This window comes from Vibrio sp. R78045 (assembly GCF_042466085.1).
Lineage (GTDB): Bacteria > Pseudomonadota > Gammaproteobacteria > Enterobacterales > Vibrionaceae > Vibrio > Vibrio cyclitrophicus.
Genome location: NZ_JAXHBS010000008.1, coordinates 625,494 through 646,427, shown reverse-complemented (window position 1 = coordinate 646,427; position 20,934 = coordinate 625,494). Strand labels below are relative to the sequence as shown.

Sequence of the window (20,934 nt, the reverse complement as noted above, 5' to 3'; positions counted from 1 at the left end):
TCGTATTGTAATCTGTTTTTGAAAACGCGCCATCATTCATTCATCTTCCTTTATGATAGCGCACGTACTTGGCAAAGGTTAAATCAGATAAAGAACCAATTTGCATTGCACTTGTCTTACTGTCAGAAGAAACGGAGTATTACTGACTAATATGTTTAAACGCGCTCGTTCAATTGCTTGCTTATGCATCGCAGCTACATTAAGCACCCCAACGTTGGCAAACACCAACAGTTTGGAGCTTCCAGATATTGGCACCGCGGCTGGTGGCACACTCACTATCGATCAAGAACTAATTTATGGTGATGCCTACATGCGCATCATCAGAAGCAGTCAGCCTATCGTCAACGACCCGGTTCTAAATCAATATATTGATACTCTAGGCCACCGCCTTGTCGCGAACGCGAACGATGTAAAGACACCTTTTCAATTCTTTATGATCCGTGACCGCAACATTAACGCGTTCGCTTTCTTTGGTGGCTATGTAGCATTGCATTCAGGTCTGTTCCTGCATGCACAATCTGAAAGTGAGTTAGCTTCAGTATTAGCGCACGAAATCGCGCACGTTACTCAGCGTCACTTAGCACGTAGTATGGAAGATCAAGCTCGTCGTTCCCCAGCGACCATCGCAGCACTTGCGGCCTCGGTATTATTGGCAATTGCAGCTCCTGAAGCGGGTATTGCAGCTCTAACAGCAACGACTGCAGGCAACATGCAAAGCCAAATAAACTACACACGTAGTAATGAAAAAGAAGCGGACCGATTTGGTATCAACACACTTGCAAAAGCTGGGTTCGATGTAAACGCTATGCCGCGTTTCTTTGGCCGTTTAGCCGATGAATATCGCTATGCGAGTACACCACCACCAATGCTATTAACTCACCCATTGCCAGAAGATCGAATCACAGATTCACGAGCTCGTGCTCGTAGCTATCCACCACTAAAACTGGCGCCTTCGTTGGATTACCATCTAGCAAGAGCCCGCATTGTTGCACGCTACGCGGGTATCAATAATGATGCTGCTCTCGATTGGTTTGAACGTAAGCTGAAAAAAGCCCCGAAAGCGTTGGTTCCATCATTAGAATACGGCCAAGCACTGGTTTACCTTGATTCTAACAAATTAGATAAAGCAGCGCCGATTTTAACCAAGCTCATCAACAGCGATCCAACAAACCTATTTTATTTAGATGCGATTTCAGATCTGCATATCGAGCAAAAAAAGCCTGAAATTGCGATTAAAGAACTCAAGTCAGCACTGGTTCGTCAACCGAATAACTCAGTACTGACCATTAACTACGCCAATGCGCTAATTGAAAATGAAGAACTTCAAGAAGCCGTTCGCGTATTACAGCGTTACACGCATGACAACCCGAACGACACCAATGGCTGGCATCTGCTTTCAAAGGTAAACATTAACCTAGGTAACAGCGATGAAGACCTTGCCGCTCGTGCAGAGATTTTGGCATTGCAAGCTAACTGGAACAAAGCGATTCAGTACTATACGCAAGCAAGCCAAATCGCAGAACTCGGTAGCCTAAAACAAGCGCGTTACGATGCTCGAATTGACCAATTAATGATTCAGCGTGAACGTTTCTTATCGCTACAGTAAATCGCTCAACTCGCTGCAAGTAAACGCAAAACGAAAACGAAAGCTCAACGGATACAGTGAAGAAGCCACTCGAATGGCTTCTCCTGAAAATCAAACCAAAAATAATAATGAGGAAGAACCATGTCTGTCGTGATTTATCATAATCCACGTTGCTCAAAGAGCCGTCAAACTCTCGAACTGCTTGAAGCTAACGGTATACAACCAGAAGTTATCAAGTATCTAGACACGCCTTTAACTGTCGAGCAGCTGAAAGTACTTTTCACTCAACTGGGTTTTGACAGTGTTCGCGAAATGATGCGCACCAAAGAAACTGACTACAAACAAGCAAACTTGGCTGATACATCAGTGACTGATGAGGAGCTTTTCTCTGCAATGGCCAAGAATCCAAAACTGTTTGAGCGCCCTGTGGTTGTCGCGAACAACAAAGCAAAGATTGGTCGTCCACCAGAACAAGTATTAGAGATTTTGTAAGCCAATATGAGCATCAACATCCTTGTTCTCTACTACAGTCGCCACGGCAATACTCAAGCTCTAGCAAGACAGATTGCACGAGGGGTTGAATCCATCCCGAACTGCGAAGCCATGCTAAGAACGGTGAACGACGTGTACACAGTAGAAGAGCAGCCTGATTCGCGCTATCAACCAACAGATCCTATTGCGACCTTGCAAGATCTCCGTTCTTGCGATGGTTTAGCACTAGGTAGTCCAGTATGGTTTGGCAATATGGCTGGGCCAATGAAGCACTTTTGGGATAGCACAACATCACTATGGATCAATGGCGATCTTATAGACAAACCTGGTTGCGTATTTACCTCATCTTCATCACTGCATGGGGGTCAAGAGACGACACAGCAAAGCATGATGTTGCCTCTGCTTCATCATGGCATGTTATTAGTGGGTATCCCCTACTCAGAGCCAGTACTACACACCACTCAAACCGGCGGCACACCTTACGGTGCAAGCAGTACTGGAGAGAGCGCTTCTTTAAGCAAAGAAGAGATTGAGTTGGCGCAGAACCTAGGCAAACGCTTAGCACGTATCGCCATAAACCAGAAGGGAATTTCTCAATGATGTATATGCCAGAGAAGGCTATGTCTCCCAAAACCAAGTTATTTCGCTACCTTGCGCTAACGGGTAACTTGTCACTTTTATTCTGGGTAGTCGCTTGGCAGATGACACTTTCGCCGCACCCTCATCTAAGTAATATAACGCTTGCGATTGCTTGGGCTATACCACTGTTACTGCCATTACCAGGCATTCTAGCAGGCAAACCTTATACGCATGCTTGGGCGAATTTCGTCTTAATGCTCTACTTCCTACACGCATTAACTATTTTGTATATAGACGGTGGTGAGCGATTATTAGCGGCTGTAGAACTACTCCTGACTACCTTAGGGTTCGCGGGTAATATCTTATTTACTCGTTTTAGAGCAAAAGAGTTGGGCATCAAGCTCAAGCGTCTTTCTGAAGTAGAAAAGAAAGAGAAAGCTAAGTTCGAGCAATAACTTAGGTTCGGTTACCTTTAGCTAGTACAAGTAGAAAAAGCAACAATAAACAAACAAAAAGCCCTGCGAGATTTCTCTTGCAGGGCTTTTTCATGAATGCATTTCAATCCGCAATGTCAGTAGACCATTACTAGCGAACCCATTCGTATACTAGACTTGGCTTAGCATGTACTGGCGCAACAACTGTTAGCTCTTCCGAGCCAGACGTATTCGTTAGCTCAGCATCCGCTTTAGCTGATAACTTACTACCTTTGATGACTTGAACACTTGGGTCTGCTTCGTTAACCGTCGCTTCTGCGCCATCGTTCAGGGTCGTATCAGTAATAGCTGCTGAATCATCGCCTACAGACATGGCGTTGTCTTGCGTTTCAAATTCAGGGCTCACTTCAGGTTCAATGTAAGATTCTTCAACCTTTGCGACTTGGCGAATGCTTTCCACTTCTTGCTCAAACTCTTGTTGAGTCGACAATAAGTGAATTCGGAACGTCACTTCGTTGTTTTGAATCTTGAGAATATCTAAACTTGCAACTGAATTTAGACGCTTAAGTGCGTTCTCCAGTTGGAAGAAATCCTGCGCGTTATTCAAGCTAATAAACTGCGTTAATATTGATTCCGAAGATTCACTGGCTACGGTAACCGCACTTTTACCTGCGTAGTAGTTGCTGATTTGGTCGACTAGCTTCTTAGAAGTCGTAGCGCTGTTACCCGACACTGAACCGCTCACTGGCGATGTTGGTGCGCTCGTCAATTGACTCGGCTTTTGATCGTACAAAGTCCAACGTAAACCTGAAGATTGAGCCTTAATCACCAACACAGCATCAACAGGGTAACGCTGACTCGCTTTACTGATTGGCGTAACAAAGCTGCCCCACAAATCAGAAGTCGCAATACCTGTAATATCATCAAAGTCACCCACAGGTAGCGTTAGAGGCAAGCCGCGCTCTTTTGCGTTAGCTTGTAAACCTGCCGCTAATTGTGAGTTGGAGTGTTCCCACACAATATTTTTGTCGTAGTTGTCTTCTTCTACGAGCCAAACAAGAATGTTTGAACGAGTATCAGGCCAGTACGGTAACTGCGCTTGGGTCAATAGAGAACGGATTTGAGCACCGTTAAAACGCATGCGCAATGTTGATTGGTCATTGCTCCCGCCAAAACTCATTTGAGACATGTACTGCGAACTCTTACGCATCGCCTTTTGAATGGTTTCGTTCGATGCAACATCAGTTTGGCCAGTCGCACGTATCAATACCTGCTCCATACCGGTATTTCTTGCCACTTGTTCTGGCTGCTTGTTTTCAGCGTTAATCGCAACTTCAGCACTAAAAATATCTACTTGAGTTAATGCATAACTCGGAGAGGCTAATAGTGCCATTAACAAAAATGCTATGTAGCGCATACTGATCCTAATATTCAAATCTTGTGCCTAGATGATAAGCAACTATGGATTGAGGGGCAAGGTCGATAGCGCCCACTGTGTTTAATAACCACAAAATATCACCTGACCATGATAAATCGTTCACTTGTAAACTGTATTTCTTCTTATTTTGATAGCAACAAACATCACTAAGATAAATAAATTTGATCTATTTGGTATAGCAATCGATTGCTAAGTGATAGAATCCTGCGAATTTTATTTTCCACTTTTCATATAACGACCAATTTAAGGACTTCACATGAAAAATGCTTTGCAAGGTGCGCAAATGCTGTTTGTAGCTTTTGGTGCACTTGTATTAGTGCCGCTACTAACTGGGCTTGATCCTAACGTTGCACTCTTTGGCGCGGGTATCGGTACTCTTTTATTCCAACTGATTACACGCCGCTCAGTGCCAATCTTCTTAGCATCTTCTTTTGCATTCATCGCACCTATCATGTTTGGTATTCAAACTTGGGGCATTGGCGCAACAATGGGCGGCCTAATGGCTGCAGGTGTTGTGTATGTCTTAATGGGCGCATTGATTAAAGTTCGAGGTGTTGCTTTCATCCATAAACTACTTCCACCAGTCGTGGTTGGCCCTGTAATCATGGTGATCGGCTTAGGTCTTGCACCCGTTGCAGTAAACATGGCGTTAGGCAAAACCGGTGATGGTGCTGTGCAACTTATCGATGCTGATGCAGCATTATGGATCTCCTCTATTTCACTACTAGTGACGATTGTCATCAGTGTTTTCTCGAAAGGCTTCCTTAAACTACTGCCTATCTTTGGTGGTATTGTAGCGGGTTATGTAACGAGCTTAGTATACGGAGTCGTTGATTTTACCCCTGTCACTCAAGCAGCTTGGTTAGCACTACCTAACTTCACAGCACCAGAATTTAACATCAACGCTATCTTCTTTATGGTGTTTGTTGCTATCGCACCAGCCGTAGAGCACGTAGGGGACATGCTTGCTATCTCTAACGTAACCGGTAAAGACTACCTTAAAAAGCCAGGTTTACACCGTACTATCACAGGCGACGGCGTGGCTACAATCGCAGCTTCTATGCTGGGCGCTCCGCCAAACACAACCTACAGTGAAGTAACAGGTGCAGTAATGCTGACGAAAGCATTCAACCCAGTGATCATGACTTGGGCTGCTGTTACTGCTATCGTTCTTGCATTGGTTGGTAAGCTAGGCGCACTACTTCAAACGATTCCGGTTCCTGTAATGGGTGGCATCATGATTCTACTGTTTGGCTCTATCGCAACAGTGGGCCTTAACACACTCATCAAGAACAACGTTGACCTGCATAAATCACGTAACCTTGTGATTGTGGGTATTACTTTAGTCTTTGGTATTGGCGGTATGGCCTTTGGTATTGGTGACTTCAGCCTACAAGGCGTAAGCTTGTGCGGTATCGTGGCGATTCTACTTAACCTAGTACTTCCAGAAGAGCTAGGTGACAATACTGTGGTAGACAAAGCTCAAATCGATTAATCCATCGGTAGTGCTAGATTCAAAAGAATCACAAACCAACAAGATCAAAAAAGGGAGAGCGTCGAATGCTCTCCCTCTTTTATTAATACGGCTAATTCAGCGAGTTAAGAAACGGTTTGAGTCACTTAAGCTGAAACCGAATTACTTAGTACCGAAGATTTTATCACCAGCATCGCCAAGACCAGGAACAATGTAGCCCTTGTCGTTTAGCTTCTCATCGATTGCAGCTGTGTAAAGCTCAACATCTGGGTGCGCTTTTTCTAGAGCCGCGATACCTTCAGGTGCAGCAACAAGGACAAGCACTTTAAAGACTTTACAGCCTTGCTCTTTTAGTAGATCAAGAGTTGCAATCATAGAACCGCCAGTCGCTAACATTGGATCAACAACTAGAGCAATACGCTCATCAATGTTAGATGCTAACTTGTTGAAGTACGGTACAGGTTCTAGTGTTTCTTCATCACGGTAGATACCAACTACACTAATACGAGCACTTGGCATGTGCTCAAGTACACCATCCATCATACCTAAACCAGCACGTAGGATTGGTACTACTGTTACTTTCTTACCCTTGATTTGGTCAACTTCTACTGGGCCATTCCAACCATTAATGGTTACTCGCTCAGTTTCGAAATCAGATGTCGCTTCATACGTTAGAAGGCTACCCACTTCTGTTGCTAGCTCGCGAAAACGCTTAGTGCTAATCTCACCTTCACGCATCAGGCCAATTTTATGTTTTACTAGCGGGTGTTTCACTTCAACAACTTTCATTTCCAACTCCGGCAATATTTAAACAAACCTGTAGATTATACACGAACTGTGTGGTTATTTCAGAATCTTTATTCTAATAAAAAAAACCGCGCAAACGTTTGCTCTTCGTAATCAAGCCCTGTTAGAATAGCGCCGTTTTCACATCCAACTTAAGTTCGAGGACTATCCCGTGAGTGGTAATACTTCTTCTCTAAGCTACAAAGACGCTGGTGTTGATATCGACGCAGGTAATGCACTAGTAGACCGTATTAAAGGTGCAGTTAAACGCACTCGTCGCCCTGAAGTGATGGGCGGTATTGGTGGCTTTGGCGCCCTATGTGAACTTCCAACGAAATACAAAGAGCCAGTACTGGTTTCAGGTACTGATGGTGTTGGTACTAAACTTCGCCTTGCTTTGGATCTGAAAAAACACGACACCATTGGTATCGACCTAGTGGCAATGTGTGTGAACGACCTAATCGTTCAAGGTGGTGAGCCGTTATTCTTCTTAGACTACTACGCAACAGGTAAGCTAGATGTAGATACAGCTGCAGACGTTGTTTCTGGTATTGCTGAAGGCTGTGTTCAAGCTGGTTGTGCACTAATCGGTGGTGAAACGGCTGAAATGCCAGGTATGTACGAAGGTGACGACTATGACGTAGCTGGCTTCTGTGTTGGTGTTGTAGAAAAAGCTGACATCATCGATGGCACTAAAGTAGCAGCAGGCGACGCACTTATTGCTGTTGGCTCAAGTGGTCCACACTCAAACGGTTATTCTCTAATTCGTAAAGTTCTAGAAGTTTCTGGTGCTGATAAGAGTGAAGAACTAGAAGGCCGCACAATCGGTGAGCACCTACTAGAACCAACTAAGATTTACATTAAGTCAGCGCTTAAGATGATTGCTGAGCATGACATTCATGCTATCTCGCACATCACAGGCGGTGGTTTTTGGGAAAATATCCCACGCGTACTTCCTGAAGGCACTAAAGCAGTGATTGATGGCAAGAGCTGGGAATGGCCTGCTATCTTCAATTGGCTACAAGAGAAAGGTAACGTGGAAACATTTGAAATGTACCGCACTTTCAACTGTGGTGTAGGCCTAGTTGTGGCTCTACCTAAAGATCAAGCTGAAGCAGCTGTTGAACTACTGAAAGCTGAAGGCGAAAACGCTTGGGTTATCGGTGAGATCGCAAACGCTGAAGCTGGTGAAGAGCAAGTAGAAATCAAATAAGTGATGTATTCACTTATTTAGTTAATCAATGAGGACCTAATGGTCCTCATTTTGCTATTTGGCCCGCAGAAAACCTTAGTTTATGTAGGTAAATTGTAAACAGTCCTGTTAACTAATCGTATGACCCACTCTATGAAAAATAATCACTCAAATAAAACCAGTCACTCTAAGAAAAACATCGTTGTTTTAGTTTCAGGAAGCGGAAGTAACTTACAGGCAATTTTAGATGCCTGCGATAACAATATGATTGATGCTTCTGTTAAAGCTGTGTTCTCAAACAAAGCAGAGGCTTTTGGGTTAGAGCGAGCAAAGGCCGCAGGTGTTAACGCACATTCTGTTAATCCAAAAAACTTTGGTTCACGCGAAGAGTTTGATCATGAATTGATGGTTCAAATCGATGCTTACCAACCCGATTTGATCGTGCTCGCGGGCTACATGCGTATTCTAAGTTCAGAGTTTGTTCGCCATTACGCAGGGAAAATGATCAACATCCACCCTTCTCTACTTCCTAAATACCCCGGCTTACACACCCATCAGCGCGCTATTGATGCGCAAGATAAAGAGCACGGTACAAGTGTTCACTTTGTAACAGAAGAACTCGATGGCGGACCTGTGATCTTACAAGCTAAGGTACCAGTTTTTGAAGACGATGATGCTGACATGTTAGCAAGCCGAGTCCTCACCCAAGAGCACTGTATTTATCCGATGGTCTGCAAATGGTTCGCTGAAGATCGTTTATTAATGGTAAACGGGCAAGCGATCTTAGACGGTATAGCATTGGGCAAGCACGGTTACGCAGAAGAGTAGTTCGTCAAAAACTAAATCAAATAAAAAGGCCGCTTACTGATCTTTTGGTTCAGTGAGCGGCCTCTCTTTTGTTCAGAGCAAATAATACTACCCGGAGGTTTTAGCTCAATGGCTCAGTCGGTGCTTGGCTCGCAACTTTTTTAGGTGCGTAAGCAACATCTTCTAACGCTTGATGGTTGTTACCTATCAGCTCACCAAAATGAAACAGCGCATATTCGCCAGGTTTCATTCTAAACCACTCCTCATTGCATGTAAGAGGTTGAGTTGCCACTACGGTAACTATATCGTTCGGCGTGGTCTCTTCTTGGAAGTTAATCTCAACGTCTTCATCAATTAAGCTCGCGTTGCCAAAAGGCGCGCGTCTTGTTATCCAGTACAAATGATTGGTACAGTACGTCATCACATACTCACCATCACTCAACAACATGTTGAAGACACCTTTATCTCGTAACTGGTCACAACACTCAGCAACAAAGCGAAACATGCCTTCCATGTCTTGAGGTGGTTCAGGAAAGCGATCCTCGAGCTGTTTTAATAACCAACAAAAAGAGAGCTCACTGTCCGTCTCACCTACCGGTCTGAAACGACCACTGATAAGATCATCGTAGTCTGTTAACTGACCATTGTGAGCAAAAGTCCAGTATCTTCCCCAAAGTTCGCGGGTAAAAGGGTGAGTATTTTCAAGATTAACCCCACCACGGTTGGCTTGACGAATATGACTGACAACAGCCTGGCTTTTAATTGGGTAGTTTTGAACCAACTCTGCGATCTTAGATTCACAGCTAGGGTTAGGATCTTTAAAAGTACGAAAACCCTTTCCCTCATAAAAAGTGATACCCCATCCATCACGGTGTGGACCTGTGTTACCTCCACGCTGCATCAGACCAGTAAAACTAAAACAAATATCAGTTGGCACATTCGCGCTCATACCGAGCAATTCACACATGGTTTAATCTACTCCCTATTAAAACCAGCAGAGCCTAAGCTGTGCTTTAAATCTCTGTAAACGACTATTCCATTTCTTTTTCAACAAGTTGAATCACAATATGAATAATCTTAATGTGAACTTCTTGAATGCGATCTGCGTAACCAAAATGTGGAACTCGGATTTCGATGTCTGCACAACCTGCCATTTTACCGCCATCTTTACCTGTTAGGGCGATGGTTTTCATGCCTTTCGCTTGAGCAGCTTCAATCGCTTTTAAAATGTTGCCAGAGTTACCAGAAGTCGACAAACCAAACAGCACATCACCTTTACGGCCTACCGCTTCTACATAGCGAGAAAATACGTGGTCGTAACCAAAATCATTACTCACGCAAGATAAATGGCTAGGATCTGAAATCGCAATACCAGCATAACCTGGGCGGTTCTCACGGTATCGACCAGTAAGCTCTTCCGCGAAGTGCATGGCATCACAGTGTGAGCCACCGTTACCACAAGAAAGCACTTTGCCTTCTTGTTTGAATGAGTCGGCAATCAGTTTTGCAGCCGCTTCAATTTGAGCGATGTTGTGGTCATCGCTCAAGAACTTGTTAAGAACGTCAGCAGCTTCGTTCAATTCACTTTTGATTAGGTCTTGGTACATAAGGCTTATCTCTTATTTTTTTGGCGCAGTTTAACTTGCGCGAAACGAGAATTGAGGGGTTCCCCCTCTTTATATCACTGAGTTTACCCACAAACATGAAATAGTGTCGACACTTAAGCCCAAAGATTGCCACCTTTATTAACCAGTCACTGTCGATCCGCCCAAATATTCACCACCAACCTCTCACAATTAGAATTTTAACTCTATTCAGATCGCTTTTTATCCAATTTAGAGTTTTACAAATATTTAATATTTTGTTTACACTTAACTGGTTAGACCTCTTACCTAAAACTTAATAACAATAAGTGATCTCTGAAAAGGAAATCGATCATGAACATATTGCTCTCCCTACTCGGCATGACCGTCATCTTAGGCGTCTGTCTTTACCATAGAGTTAGTCTTGTGCGTGCATTAGTTGTACTAACCTGCGCGATGATAGCACTCACACTGTTTGACGGCGTCGCGATTACTGGCTGGCTTTGTTACCTATTAGCAGTAGCGATTTTTGCTGTACCGACTATTCGTCAAACCCTAGTAAGCCAAAAGGCGCTTTCTCTATTTAAGAAAGTTCTACCAGCAATGTCTCAGACAGAAAAAGAGGCTCTAGAAGCAGGCACTGTATGGTGGGAAGCAGAGCTATTCAAAGGCAAGCCTGAATGGAAAAAACTACAAAACATCGCCGATCCAAAACTCTCTGAAGCTGAACAAGCATTTTTAGATGGCCCTGTTAATGACGTGTGTGAAATGGTCAATGATTACCAAGTGACACATGAACTTGCTGATTTACCGTCAGAAGTATGGCAATACCTGAAGGACCATAAATTCTTCGCCATGATCATCAAGAAAAAATACGGCGGTTTAGAATTCTCAGCTTACGCTCAATCCTTGGTTCTACAAAAGCTAACCGGCGTGTCTAGTGTATTGTCATCAACCGTAGGCGTACCTAACTCATTAGGCCCCGGTGAACTATTGCAACACTACGGTACAGAAGCACAAAAAAACCACTACCTCCCACGTTTGGCAGAAGGTAAAGAGATCCCGTGTTTTGCCCTAACTAGCCCAGAAGCTGGTTCAGATGCCGGTTCAATCCCTGATTACGGCATTGTATGTAAAGGAGATTGGCAAGGCGAAGAAGTACTTGGAATGCGTTTAACATGGAACAAGCGTTATATCACTCTTGCTCCTGTCGCAACCGTTTTAGGGTTAGCCTTTAAACTACGTGACCCTGATGGTCTGCTTGGAGATAAACAAGATCTTGGTATTACTTGTGCGTTGATTCCAACGGATTTAAAAGGCGTTGAGATTGGCAACCGTCACTTTCCGCTTAACGTTCCGTTCCAAAATGGCCCAACGCAAGGCGACGACCTTTTTGTGCCTATCGACTTCATCATTGGTGGTCAGAAAATGGCAGGTCAAGGCTGGCGTATGCTGGTTGAGTGTTTGTCGGTTGGCCGTGGTATCACACTGCCTTCAAACTCGACAGGTGGCATTAAATCTGCGGCATTAGCTACAGGCGCTTACGCTCGCATTCGTCGTCAATTCAAGCAACCTATCGGCCGTATGGAAGGGGTTGAAGAACCACTGGCACGTCTAGCAGGAAACGCCTATGTAATGGATGCGGCAAGTAACCTAACCGTCGCAGGTATCGACCTTGGCGAAAAGCCTTCGGTTATCTCTGCAATCGTTAAGTATCATTGTACCCACCGTGGCCAACGAAGCATCATTGATGCGATGGATATCGTCGGCGGTAAGGGTATTTGTTTAGGTCCATCCAACTTCTTAGCACGTGGCTACCAAGGTTCGCCTATCGCCATAACAGTTGAAGGTGCAAACATCCTGACTCGTTCAATGATCATCTACGGCCAAGGGGCGATTCGTTGTCACCCTTACGTACTTAACGAAATGGAAGCCGCTTATTCTGAAAGCAGCGATGCGCTTGAGAAGTTTGATTCAGCGTTAGCAGGGCACGTTAGCTTTACTATGAGCAACCTAGTCCGCAGCTTGTGGTTTGGTTTAACCGATGGTCGTGGTTCAGATGCACCAACACCATTAAATAAAACAGATAAACAGACACAGCGCTACTACCAACAGCTTAACCGCTACAGTGCCAACCTAGCGCTACTTTCTGACATCTCAATGGCCGTTTTAGGGGGTTCATTGAAACGCAGAGAACGCCTATCAGCAAGACTGGGGGATATCCTGAGCCAACTCTACTTAGGTTCAGCAACACTGAAACGCTTTGAAAGCGAAGGCAGCCACGCTGAAGATCTACCGCTAGTACATTGGGGTATGCAAGACAGCCTAAGACAGACAGAAATTGCTATTGATGAGTTTTTAGCAAACTTCCCTAGCCCTGTGATTGGTCGTTTACTTCGCGTTGTATTGATGCCATTTGGCCGTATTCGTCGCGCACCAAACGACAAGCTGGATAGCCAAGTAGCGCATATTATTCAAACGCCGAGCGAAACACGTTCACGTATCGGCCGTGGTCAATACTTAGAAGCAACTGAACATAACCCAGTAGGTAAGATTGAGAAAGCACTCGAAGTGATTCTTCAAGCTGAGCCACTGTTCGATAAAGTTTGTAAAGAAACGCATCAAAAACGCGCTTTCTTACGACTAGACCTTGTCGCTCAATTAGGGCTTGAGAAAGGCATCTTAACGGAGAAAGAAGCTGCGTTGCTTGTCAGTGCAGAGGAACACAGACTGTATACAATTAACGTTGACGATTTCTCTCCAGAAAAGCTTGCTTCAAAATCACAGTACCCAGATCAATCAATTGAGAACGTTGCCTAGCATCGATAACCAAGGCTAAACGAGACATTAAAATCGAACGGGTAGCTGAAGCAAACAAGCAATAAAAAACGGGACTCTTATGAGTCCCGTTTTTTTAATAACGACTATGATTCTTTACAATACCAACGCAAATCGGCCTTACACCAATGATTTATATGCCAATGCTCATACTTACAAAGACCATATAGCTTGCAAGCTTACTTAGGTGCCTTTAACTGCATTTCTGGTTGAGCCTTTTTCTTCACTTTCACCTTTCGAACCACAAACCAAACCAACAAACCCAATAGAATCGCGATCACATTGCCCACAGCTATAATGATCATACTACGTTGCCTGTCATCTTCTCGCTTCTGAAGTATCATTAATTCTGCTGCGATACGCTTTTGCTCCTCAAGCGCTTCTGCTTGAAGGCGTCGTGACTCCGCTAAATCGATATCTTCAACAACGCTGTACGATTGCTCAGTAATTGGGAAAATCAGCGGACGCTGGCTTGAAGCATCAGTGGCATAAACCATCCCCGACCAGTTATAAATACCCAGTTCACCAGCGTAAGGTACCTCTAGAGACACTTTCATTGCATCAACCATAGCTTGGCCTTGTCTGTACATAACAAACTCATCAGGAGCCTTGTGCTCAACATGAACCGCCAAAGAGCTGGGCGCGATCATGCCTTGCTCGCCGGACACAACGATAGTATGAGGTAAACCCTCTTTGCGAGACTGGATAAAAGTAGTGGTAATGGGGGTTGGATACACGAGTACTTCTTGTTCTTGCGCTCGCAAAAACACGCCATTGCCAGAGGTTATACGAGCTCGGTATTTACCCGGTTCAATATCAATAGGTAACGATACTGTGAATACGCCATCTCCGGCTTTTTCGTCTAAACCTGTACCGTCGTCGGCAAACTCTCCCATCACAACAGGGACCGGGCGCGCCTCTCTGACTAGAGAATCTTCATTTTCGACAAATTTAGTAAAGGTGACTTTAAGTTTCACGCGATCAAGGAAATCGCGCAGTACTAGAGGCTTACCATCTGAGGTCAAACGAGCGGTGAACTTGATGTGTTCGGTTTGATACAACTTATTTGGAAATTCGTTGGCATCCAAAACCAAATGAGACAATAGTTTAATGTTGTTCTTAGGTGAGACTTTACCTATCGCTTGCCAAGGGCCTGGCATTGGCTTATCAATAGAGACAATGTCCATAGATGATTCTTCGTACCAACGGACGTTATCAGCATTGCGCCAAGAGTAGTATTTCTTGCCATCAGGGCGAACCAAAACGACGGGTTTAGAGTTATCGGCTCGATAAATCACAAAGGTGACTTGTTCAATACTGGGATCAACGCGAAAACGGTTATCCAATAAACTCATTACGGATTCCGTTGCGGCATGTAAGCTAAAGCTTAACAGCAATAAGTAACCGGTAGCCAATACCCTTAACATACTTTCTCCCTACTGACGCCAAAGGCAGCTTCCGCTTTTCTCGACGAGGTCTAAACGATTTTGATGCGCTTCTACTTCATCGGCCGTAGCTCGTAAAACCTTTAGGGATTTTCGACCACTTTCTACTCTTCGTATACTTTCGGCTTCGCCTTCTTGTTGGCCAGCGTTAAATTGTAGCGAAGTTTGCCCACCCGTCATCAATAAGTAGACGTCGGCTAGGATCTCCGCATCGAGCAATGCGCCGTGGAGAGTACGGTGCGAGTTATCAATACCGTAACGGTCACATAAGATATCTAGGTTGTTTCTTTTACCTGGGAATATCTTCTTCGCCATTGCCAAGGTATCGGTGACTTTGCAGTAGTCATCCGTTTTACCTATCGCAGGATTAAGCTTCTCAAACTCATAGTCCATAAACCCCGTATCGAAGGGCGCATTATGAGCCACCAGCTCCGCACCTTTGATAAAGTCGAGAAACTCTTTATGTATATCTTGGTATTCAGGCTTATCAATCAAGAATTCATCGGTAATACCATGAACGCCAATCGCCTCTTCTTGAATCGCACGATCGGGCTTGATGTAGACGTGGAAATGACGCCCGGTCAACCTACGGTTGATGATCTCTACTGCACCAATTTCAACGATGCGGTGGCCCATATAGTGAGGACCACCTTCTGTATTCATACCTGTGGTTTCGGTATCGAGTACAACAATGCGCTTATTTTCGTTCGAACTGTTTTTTTCGTTCGTGCTTTGTTCTGGAGTGCTACTGGTATTCATAAGGATAACTGTGTCAGACTATGCCGATAATGTGCTTGAGGTAATAGTATCAAATCATGACGAAACAAGTTGAAATTTTCACTGATGGTTCTTGTTTAGGTAACCCTGGTCCGGGTGGCTATGGTATCGTACTTCGCTACAAAAAAGTCGAAAAGACACTAGCAGAAGGCTTCACGCTAACAACCAATAACCGTATGGAAATGCTCGCCGCTGTTGTTGCTCTCCAAACCCTCAAAGAGCCTTGCTCTGTGATTTTGACCACCGATAGCCAATACGTACGCCAAGGTATCACACAGTGGATTCACAACTGGAAAAAGCGAGATTGGAAAACAGCTGATAAGAAACCTGTTAAAAACGCCGATCTTTGGCAAAGGCTTGATAAAGAAACTGCTCGTCACACCGTTGATTGGCGCTGGGTAAAAGGACATGCGGGACACAGAGAAAACGAAATGTGTGATGACCTAGCGCGAACTGCGGCTGAGAATCCAACTCAAGAGGATACTGGTTATCAACCAAGCTAATTATCTTGGTTCAATTCGATGTAACATTTGAACCAAGATAGTTTCTCGAACTGATTGATAACTTATTAAAGAAATTGATAATTTCTTAGCCCAATGAATAGATGAAAAGCCGACCTCTAGTCGGCTTTTTCTGTTTTTAGCGGGTATGAAGCTTTGGCTGAATCCATTGTACGACGCGTATTGGTTCTAAAGCTCGCTCCAACAGGAGAAAAACGTCGTTTAAGGTGCCAATGAGGCTTAATCGGTTTGAGCGGATAAGTACGCTTGCGAGCAACAATAAAGTATTGGCTTCCCGCAAAGGAGGCACAACCGCCCAAGCTATTCTCTAACCAAGTCCACATCGCCTGATATTTACTCATCGGAAACAGCGCGTAGGTATCACAGTGGATCACTTCATAATTTAGTACACCTAACCAGTCTTTAACTCGACTTGGCGTATACATGCGCCCACTCCAAGGTAAACTGTTTCTTCGCCAAGGTAGTAAACTCGCAAGCCCAGTAAGACTAAACGGATTAAAGCCTGTGATGATAATATAGCCATCGTCCATCATCACTCGGTCAACTTCTCTCAATAACCTATGTGGGTCATTGCTATAATCTAATTGATGACTGAGCACCACAACATCAAAACTTTTCTCTAAAAAGGGTAAATTATAGCCATCCGCTATCACATTATGTAATGGGTTCTGGATATCTAGGTTTACTTGATGTTGAATGTTGCATGTGCAGCTAGAAATCTCACTACTGAGGCCGCCGAGCTTGAGCATGTGGTAACCAAAAAGCTTTGGACACCACTCATCGAGTCGAGTTTGAATTGATTCTCTCAACCAGTCCCCATTGTGCAACTGTGCCCAAGTGTAAGGACGCTCAAACTTCTTTCTGCTACGCGCTGGCTTCATCAATAATCTATCTCACTTATTCTGTCTCACTAAAAGTGACTGGAGATCCAATAATGTTACATATCAAAAGCATACCTGCATTTAACGATAATTACATCTGGCTGATTGAAAATAGCGATCGCCGTTGTGCTGTCGTCGACCCTGGTGATGCGGCTCCAGTATTAGAGTACTTGGCACATCATGAGCTAACTTTAGATGCAATCTTGATTACACACCACCACCATGATCACATTGGTGGCGTTCCAGAATTAGTAAGGCAACACCCTGGCGTTGATGTAGTGGGCCCAAAGAACGAACCGATCCCAACGTTGACTCACCCTGTCGACGATGGTGACCAGTTAGAGCTGTTTGGCGAAGTCTTTCTAGTACTTGGGCTCAGTGGACACACCGCAGGTCACATCGGTTATGTCGGTGATGCTAAGTTATTTTGTGGCGATGTATTGTTCTCAGCGGGTTGTGGTCGAATCATGGAAGGCACACCACAACAAATGTTTGACGCGCTGAATAAGATCACGGCACTTCCTCAAGAAACGGAAGTCTATTGTGCACACGAGTACACAGCAGCTAATGTCGCTTTCGCACTTGCCGTTGAACCTGATAACCAACATTTGCAGCAATATCGAGACCAAGTAAACCGACTGCGCGCTCAGAATAAGTCGACCATCCCCACAAATTTGAGACAAGAGAAGTTTGTGAACCCTTTCTTACGTTACACAGAGCCAAGTGTAGTTAAATCAGTATCTAATCGTACCGAGCAGACCGATCCTTTATCAGTCTTTACCGCTTTACGTGCGTGGAAGAACGAATTTTAACAAATCCATACTTGTCACTCATAGGGAGTGGCAAGTATTATCAGCAGCCGTTTATTAAAAAGGCTGTAACATGCGAGTTAAGTACAGCTGGGCTTTGGTATTACTACTTTCTGGTTGCCAATTAACTCAGTCAGAGAATCCAGACCAAGCTTCCGAGCAAACCAACACATCTCCTACTAAAGAAGTTTCTCAAACGAACGTTTCATCAGAAGCGACCAAAGAAGAATCCAAAGTTGAAGCACCTATCGTTACTCCACAAACACAAGAAGATGTTTGGAAACGCATTGCGATGCAACTTGAAATGGAAGTACCCGACGAAAAGAAAGTCGACTACTACCGAACTTGGTATCTAAAACACCCTAGTCACCTCAAAACCGTCTCACAACGTGCTGAACCTTTTCTTTATCTGATTACGACGAAGATTGAAGAAAAAGGGTTGCCATTAGAATTGGCGTTGTTGCCAGTTGTAGAAAGTTCTTTTGATGCGTTTGCCTACTCTCATGGCAGTGCTGCAGGACTATGGCAATTCATTTCTGGCACCGGCAAAGACTATGGGCTAGAACAGAACTTCTGGTATGACGGTCGTCGTGACGTAGCCGCTTCTACCGATGCGGCATTGGATTTCCTTTCGGACCTAAATAGACGCTTTGATGGCGATTGGAACCATGCGATTGCGGCCTACAATAGTGGTGGCGGTCGAGTAAACAGCGCAATTCGTAAGAACAAGAAACTAGGTAAACCAATCGACTTCTTCTCTCTAGATTTACCAAAAGAGACCAGCAGCTATGTTCCTAAGCTACTCGCGCTGGCTGATGTAATCGCAAATCAAGAGAAATATGGAATTGATATTCCAGCTATTCCTAACAAACCCGTATTAACTCTGGTGAACCCAGATGAACAGCTCGATCTCGCGATTGCTGCTAGCTACGCAGGTATTCCAGTTAAAGAACTGCAAGGCTACAATCCGGCTTATAACCAGTGGGCGACGGCACCAGAAAAACATCAGCAATTATTGCTTCCTCTAAGCTCTGTTGAAAAGTTCAACAAAGAAGTGGCAGCTAATAAAGGCAAAGGTATGAAATTGGTGCGCTATAAAGTGCAATCTGGCGATAGCATCAGCGTACTGGCGAGTAAATACAGCACCACCAGTAAAGTGATTCGCTCTGCAAACGGGATGAGCAACAACAATATCCGTATTGGTCAGCACCTGCTTATCCCAACCTCAACCAAAGACGACAAAACATATGCACTAAGCGCTTCAAACCGCCTAGCTAACACACAGTCGAAGAGTCGCGGCCAATATAAGCTCAGTCATACAGTAAAAAGTGGTGACAGCTTATGGACGATTGCGCGCGCAAACAAAGTCTCTCACCAATCGCTGGCTAAGTGGAATGGTATGGGGCCACGCGACACACTTCGAGTTGGTCAAGAACTGGTCATCTGGAAGAATAGTTCAGACGGCTCTATCATACGCACTGTCTTCTATAACGTAAGATCAGGTGACACAGTCAGCGGTATTGCATCAAAGTTCAAAGTAAAAAGTGCAGATGTTGTAAAATGGAACACTTTGCAGAACAAGAAATACCTACAGCCAGGACAAAAACTGAAGCTGTATGTTGATGTAACTAAGGTAAGTGTATGAACCCGTCAAGCAACCCACTCGTCATGCTGTTGGATATTTTCCGTTCACCAACGGCTTGTTTCTTAGCGCTTTATCAACGAAGTGCTTGGGGATGGCAACCCTACGTTGTATTAATACTCAGCCCATTTTTATTTTGGGGTGCCTATTTTTCAAATGTAGATTTTGCATGGTTAAGTTCAGAATTGTCACAGCAACTGGCTGAAACTAATCCTGACCAATTGGCATTACTTGACAGCAATACTCTACTCGCGAGCGAAATCATCAGTGATGTATTTGGCCGTACACTAAGCATTGCTCTGTTGGCATTCTGGTTTAACCTCGCAACAAAGCCAAGCCAACATCAGCATAGTTACTGGAGATGGTTTGCCGCTTCATCGGTTGTGATGTTCCCTGCGGTTTTAGGTGATGTAGCAAGCTACGCAAGCCTACTCCTCAAACATGGACAGGTGATGAGCTACGCCGCTGACTTGAACAGCTTAAACGGCTTAATCAAGTTACCACTAACCAATGACTGGTCACAGTTCGCGAGCTCATTACCGCTTTTGTTACCTTGGTACATCGTGCTAGGTTATGCCGCAGTGCTGACGTGGACTGAATTTGAACGCGGACAAGCACTGGTCATCTCTGGTTTGCCATGGGTTGGTTACTACCTAATCTGGGCTCTCTACATTTTAATATTCTAAGCTTGAGTCGATAAAATAAAGGCTAGAGGATACTCACTAGTCTATTTGTTTCATTAGCTAATTATTAAAAGTAACCACTGTGCAAATAGCTAATTGCCATTGGCTTGTTACTATCTAGCCTTAAAGGTCACTCGCATTGGGTTATGATCAGAAGCGTCCGTAATGGGCGCTTTTGCTTTTTCTACCTCTAACCCTCGATAGAACACGTGGTCAAGCACCAAACCTGTCATAAACTGAGTTCGGTTATCAGGGTCAAAAACAACCTCGGTCAGACCAACTTTTTCCAACGCCTCTTTCAATACCGCAAAGCGAGCTTCGCTCCAGCTGTTAAAATCGCCAGCAAAAATGACTGGTCCGCGATATTTTTGCAGGTTATCGGTTAGGCTTTTAAGCTGAGCTTTATAATCTTCGGTGCCAAACGTAAAGTTCACGGCATGGATATTAATGACGGCAAGCTCTTCTCCATTACTTAACTGATAGCGAGACCAAAGTGCAGATTTAGGCAGTTGAAGCCAAGGCTCTTCATGAGTATATGCACAAGCTTCGATCGGTAAATGGGTCGCTAGACTAAGCACACCCGCACTTTGTTCAAAAACTTCAAACGCATTAACACGAGTACTTCCCCACTGTCCGCTTGTCACCCATTGACTAAGCTCTTTAGTCATACGTGCTTCTTGTAACAACACTAAATCACTTCCCTCCGTCAATTGATTCAGTTCATTCTGCCAGTTATTGCGGTTTTGCTTGTAGATATTCCACACAATTAGGCTCAATCCGTCTGAAACATCAATCGATTTAGGTAGTGAATTTTGATAGCAACTATAGGTATCGTTACTGGTGCTATAAGAGGAAGTAACCAGATTAGGTTTTTGAGGAATAACGAAGATAAGATGAAAACTAGCAACAACAAGTGTTATCAAAACTGCGATAACAATGATGGTTTTCTTAAACATACAACACCCACC

Annotated in this window: 20 protein-coding genes; 12 read left to right on the top strand and 8 right to left on the bottom strand. The window is 44.3% G+C overall.

The genetic code is table 11. The features are described 5' to 3' along the window. The first annotated feature begins 151 nt into the window (after positions 1-151). The 4 genes from SJY39_RS05440 (at position 152) to SJY39_RS05425 (ending at position 3,111) form a co-directional block, all read left to right on the top strand. Positions 152-1,606, top strand: coding sequence for a M48 family metallopeptidase (locus SJY39_RS05440; RefSeq protein ID WP_016789590.1), 1,455 nt, complete (start codon positions 152-154; stop codon positions 1,604-1,606). Positions 1,607-1,726: 120 nt separating this feature from the next. Continuing rightward, entirely contained in the window at positions 1,727-2,077 is a 351-nt protein-coding gene (arsC, locus tag SJY39_RS05435; RefSeq protein ID WP_010436575.1) for an arsenate reductase (glutaredoxin), read from the top strand. Between the two features lie 6 nt (positions 2,078-2,083). Beyond that, positions 2,084-2,677, top strand: a complete 594-nt coding sequence (gene wrbA / locus SJY39_RS05430) for an NAD(P)H:quinone oxidoreductase (protein WP_010436572.1) — start codon at positions 2,084-2,086, stop codon at positions 2,675-2,677. Beyond that, positions 2,674-3,111, top strand: a complete 438-nt coding sequence (locus SJY39_RS05425; RefSeq protein WP_016767573.1) for a DUF2069 domain-containing protein — start codon at positions 2,674-2,676, stop codon at positions 3,109-3,111. The genes wrbA and SJY39_RS05425 overlap by 4 nt, the downstream gene beginning before the upstream one ends. A 130-nt stretch (positions 3,112-3,241) precedes the next feature. Here SJY39_RS05425 and SJY39_RS05420 read toward each other — a convergent pair whose 3' ends face one another. Then, the gene (locus SJY39_RS05420) at positions 3,242-4,507 is read right to left on the bottom strand and encodes a DUF2066 domain-containing protein (protein WP_016785014.1); all 1,266 of its coding nucleotides are present in this window, start codon (positions 4,505-4,507) and stop codon (positions 3,242-3,244) included. A 277-nt stretch (positions 4,508-4,784) separates the two neighbouring features. Between SJY39_RS05420 and SJY39_RS05415 the strand changes: the two genes are divergently transcribed. Continuing rightward, a complete protein-coding gene (locus tag SJY39_RS05415; protein ID WP_010436565.1) occupies positions 4,785-6,023 on the top strand; it encodes a uracil-xanthine permease family protein in 1,239 nt (412 codons plus the stop codon). 141 nt (positions 6,024-6,164) lie between these two features. Here SJY39_RS05415 and upp read toward each other — a convergent pair whose 3' ends face one another. Beyond that, a complete protein-coding gene (gene upp / locus SJY39_RS05410; RefSeq protein WP_010436563.1) occupies positions 6,165-6,791 on the bottom strand; it encodes a uracil phosphoribosyltransferase in 627 nt (208 codons plus the stop codon). Positions 6,792-6,960: 169 nt separating this feature from the next. Here upp and purM point away from each other — a divergent pair, with 169 nt between their 5' ends. Together purM and purN are read left to right on the top strand one after the other, a co-directional pair. Further along, positions 6,961-8,001, top strand: coding sequence for a phosphoribosylformylglycinamidine cyclo-ligase (purM, locus tag SJY39_RS05405; RefSeq protein ID WP_010436562.1), 1,041 nt, complete (start codon positions 6,961-6,963; stop codon positions 7,999-8,001). A gap of 132 nt (positions 8,002-8,133) precedes the next feature. After that, the gene (gene purN, locus SJY39_RS05400) at positions 8,134-8,808 is read left to right on the top strand and encodes a phosphoribosylglycinamide formyltransferase (RefSeq protein WP_010436560.1); all 675 of its coding nucleotides are present in this window, start codon (positions 8,134-8,136) and stop codon (positions 8,806-8,808) included. A gap of 100 nt (positions 8,809-8,908) precedes the next feature. Here purN and SJY39_RS05395 read toward each other — a convergent pair whose 3' ends face one another. Both SJY39_RS05395 and lpcA read right to left on the bottom strand, forming a co-directional pair. Next, a complete protein-coding gene (locus tag SJY39_RS05395; RefSeq protein ID WP_010436557.1) occupies positions 8,909-9,754 on the bottom strand; it encodes a class II glutamine amidotransferase in 846 nt (281 codons plus the stop codon). Between the two features lie 64 nt (positions 9,755-9,818). Then, complete coding sequence (gene lpcA / locus SJY39_RS05390) at positions 9,819-10,394, bottom strand: D-sedoheptulose 7-phosphate isomerase (RefSeq protein ID WP_010436554.1); 576 nt, start codon at positions 10,392-10,394, stop codon at positions 9,819-9,821. Between the two features lie 330 nt (positions 10,395-10,724). On the opposite strand from lpcA, the gene fadE reads away from it, so the two are divergent. Continuing rightward, positions 10,725-13,190, top strand: a complete 2,466-nt coding sequence (fadE, locus tag SJY39_RS05385; RefSeq protein WP_029189261.1) for an acyl-CoA dehydrogenase FadE — start codon at positions 10,725-10,727, stop codon at positions 13,188-13,190. A 197-nt stretch (positions 13,191-13,387) separates the two neighbouring features. Here the strand turns inward: fadE and SJY39_RS05380 are convergent, their stop codons facing one another. Together SJY39_RS05380 and dnaQ are read right to left on the bottom strand one after the other, a co-directional pair. Beyond that, positions 13,388-14,635 carry a TIGR03503 family protein gene (locus SJY39_RS05380; RefSeq protein WP_016791319.1) on the bottom strand — a complete coding sequence of 416 codons (1,248 nt, stop codon included), beginning with the start codon at positions 14,633-14,635 and terminating at the stop codon, positions 13,388-13,390. A gap of 9 nt (positions 14,636-14,644) precedes the next feature. Beyond that, positions 14,645-15,412 carry a DNA polymerase III subunit epsilon gene (gene dnaQ, locus SJY39_RS05375; RefSeq protein WP_010436546.1) on the bottom strand — a complete coding sequence of 256 codons (768 nt, stop codon included), beginning with the start codon at positions 15,410-15,412 and terminating at the stop codon, positions 14,645-14,647. 56 nt (positions 15,413-15,468) lie between these two features. Here dnaQ and rnhA point away from each other — a divergent pair, with 56 nt between their 5' ends. Further along, positions 15,469-15,933, top strand: a complete 465-nt coding sequence (rnhA, locus tag SJY39_RS05370; protein WP_010436543.1) for a ribonuclease HI — start codon at positions 15,469-15,471, stop codon at positions 15,931-15,933. Positions 15,934-16,049: 116 nt separating this feature from the next. Here the strand turns inward: rnhA and SJY39_RS05365 are convergent, their stop codons facing one another. Next, entirely contained in the window at positions 16,050-16,832 is a 783-nt protein-coding gene (locus SJY39_RS05365; RefSeq protein WP_016787743.1) for a class I SAM-dependent methyltransferase, read from the bottom strand. 53 nt (positions 16,833-16,885) lie between these two features. Between SJY39_RS05365 and gloB the strand changes: the two genes are divergently transcribed. From gloB to SJY39_RS05350, 3 genes are all read left to right on the top strand, one after another. Continuing rightward, positions 16,886-17,644 carry a hydroxyacylglutathione hydrolase gene (gene gloB / locus SJY39_RS05360; RefSeq protein WP_010436538.1) on the top strand — a complete coding sequence of 253 codons (759 nt, stop codon included), beginning with the start codon at positions 16,886-16,888 and terminating at the stop codon, positions 17,642-17,644. A 70-nt stretch (positions 17,645-17,714) separates the two neighbouring features. Beyond that, positions 17,715-19,286 (top strand): LysM peptidoglycan-binding domain-containing protein, encoded by a 1,572-nt coding sequence (locus SJY39_RS05355; protein WP_010436536.1) that lies wholly within the window; start codon positions 17,715-17,717, stop codon positions 19,284-19,286. After that, positions 19,283-19,969 (top strand): YIP1 family protein, encoded by a 687-nt coding sequence (locus tag SJY39_RS05350; protein ID WP_010436533.1) that lies wholly within the window; start codon positions 19,283-19,285, stop codon positions 19,967-19,969. The genes SJY39_RS05355 and SJY39_RS05350 overlap by 4 nt, the downstream gene beginning before the upstream one ends. 110 nt (positions 19,970-20,079) lie before the next feature. On the opposite strand, the gene SJY39_RS05345 is transcribed toward SJY39_RS05350, so the two are convergent. Then, positions 20,080-20,922 carry an endonuclease/exonuclease/phosphatase family protein gene (locus SJY39_RS05345; RefSeq protein WP_010436530.1) on the bottom strand — a complete coding sequence of 281 codons (843 nt, stop codon included), beginning with the start codon at positions 20,920-20,922 and terminating at the stop codon, positions 20,080-20,082. Between the last annotated feature and the right edge of the window lie 12 nt (positions 20,923-20,934).

Excerpts from the sequence above, each read along its gene's own strand:
- SJY39_RS05440 (WP_016789590.1), top strand. The coding sequence starts at position 152 with ATGTTTAAACGCGCTCGTTCAATTGCTTGCTTATGCATCGCAGCTACA.
- arsC (WP_010436575.1), top strand. The coding sequence starts at position 1,727 with ATGTCTGTCGTGATTTATCATAATCCACGTTGCTCAAAGAGCCGTCAA.
- wrbA (WP_010436572.1), top strand. The coding sequence starts at position 2,084 with ATGAGCATCAACATCCTTGTTCTCTACTACAGTCGCCACGGCAATACT.
- SJY39_RS05425 (WP_016767573.1), top strand. The coding sequence starts at position 2,674 with ATGATGTATATGCCAGAGAAGGCTATGTCTCCCAAAACCAAGTTATTT.
- SJY39_RS05420 (WP_016785014.1), bottom strand. The coding sequence starts at position 4,507 with ATGCGCTACATAGCATTTTTGTTAATGGCACTATTAGCCTCTCCGAGT.
- SJY39_RS05415 (WP_010436565.1), top strand. The coding sequence starts at position 4,785 with ATGAAAAATGCTTTGCAAGGTGCGCAAATGCTGTTTGTAGCTTTTGGT.
- upp (WP_010436563.1), bottom strand. The coding sequence starts at position 6,791 with ATGAAAGTTGTTGAAGTGAAACACCCGCTAGTAAAACATAAAATTGGC.
- purN (WP_010436560.1), top strand. The coding sequence starts at position 8,134 with ATGAAAAATAATCACTCAAATAAAACCAGTCACTCTAAGAAAAACATC.
- SJY39_RS05395 (WP_010436557.1), bottom strand. The coding sequence starts at position 9,754 with ATGTGTGAATTGCTCGGTATGAGCGCGAATGTGCCAACTGATATTTGT.
- lpcA (WP_010436554.1), bottom strand. The coding sequence starts at position 10,394 with ATGTACCAAGACCTAATCAAAAGTGAATTGAACGAAGCTGCTGACGTT.
- fadE (WP_029189261.1), top strand. The coding sequence starts at position 10,725 with ATGAACATATTGCTCTCCCTACTCGGCATGACCGTCATCTTAGGCGTC.
- SJY39_RS05380 (WP_016791319.1), bottom strand. The coding sequence starts at position 14,635 with ATGTTAAGGGTATTGGCTACCGGTTACTTATTGCTGTTAAGCTTTAGC.
- dnaQ (WP_010436546.1), bottom strand. The coding sequence starts at position 15,412 with ATGAATACCAGTAGCACTCCAGAACAAAGCACGAACGAAAAAAACAGT.
- rnhA (WP_010436543.1), top strand. The coding sequence starts at position 15,469 with ATGACGAAACAAGTTGAAATTTTCACTGATGGTTCTTGTTTAGGTAAC.
- SJY39_RS05365 (WP_016787743.1), bottom strand. The coding sequence starts at position 16,832 with ATGAAGCCAGCGCGTAGCAGAAAGAAGTTTGAGCGTCCTTACACTTGG.
- gloB (WP_010436538.1), top strand. The coding sequence starts at position 16,886 with ATGTTACATATCAAAAGCATACCTGCATTTAACGATAATTACATCTGG.
- SJY39_RS05355 (WP_010436536.1), top strand. The coding sequence starts at position 17,715 with ATGCGAGTTAAGTACAGCTGGGCTTTGGTATTACTACTTTCTGGTTGC.
- SJY39_RS05350 (WP_010436533.1), top strand. The coding sequence starts at position 19,283 with ATGAACCCGTCAAGCAACCCACTCGTCATGCTGTTGGATATTTTCCGT.
- SJY39_RS05345 (WP_010436530.1), bottom strand. The coding sequence starts at position 20,922 with ATGTTTAAGAAAACCATCATTGTTATCGCAGTTTTGATAACACTTGTT.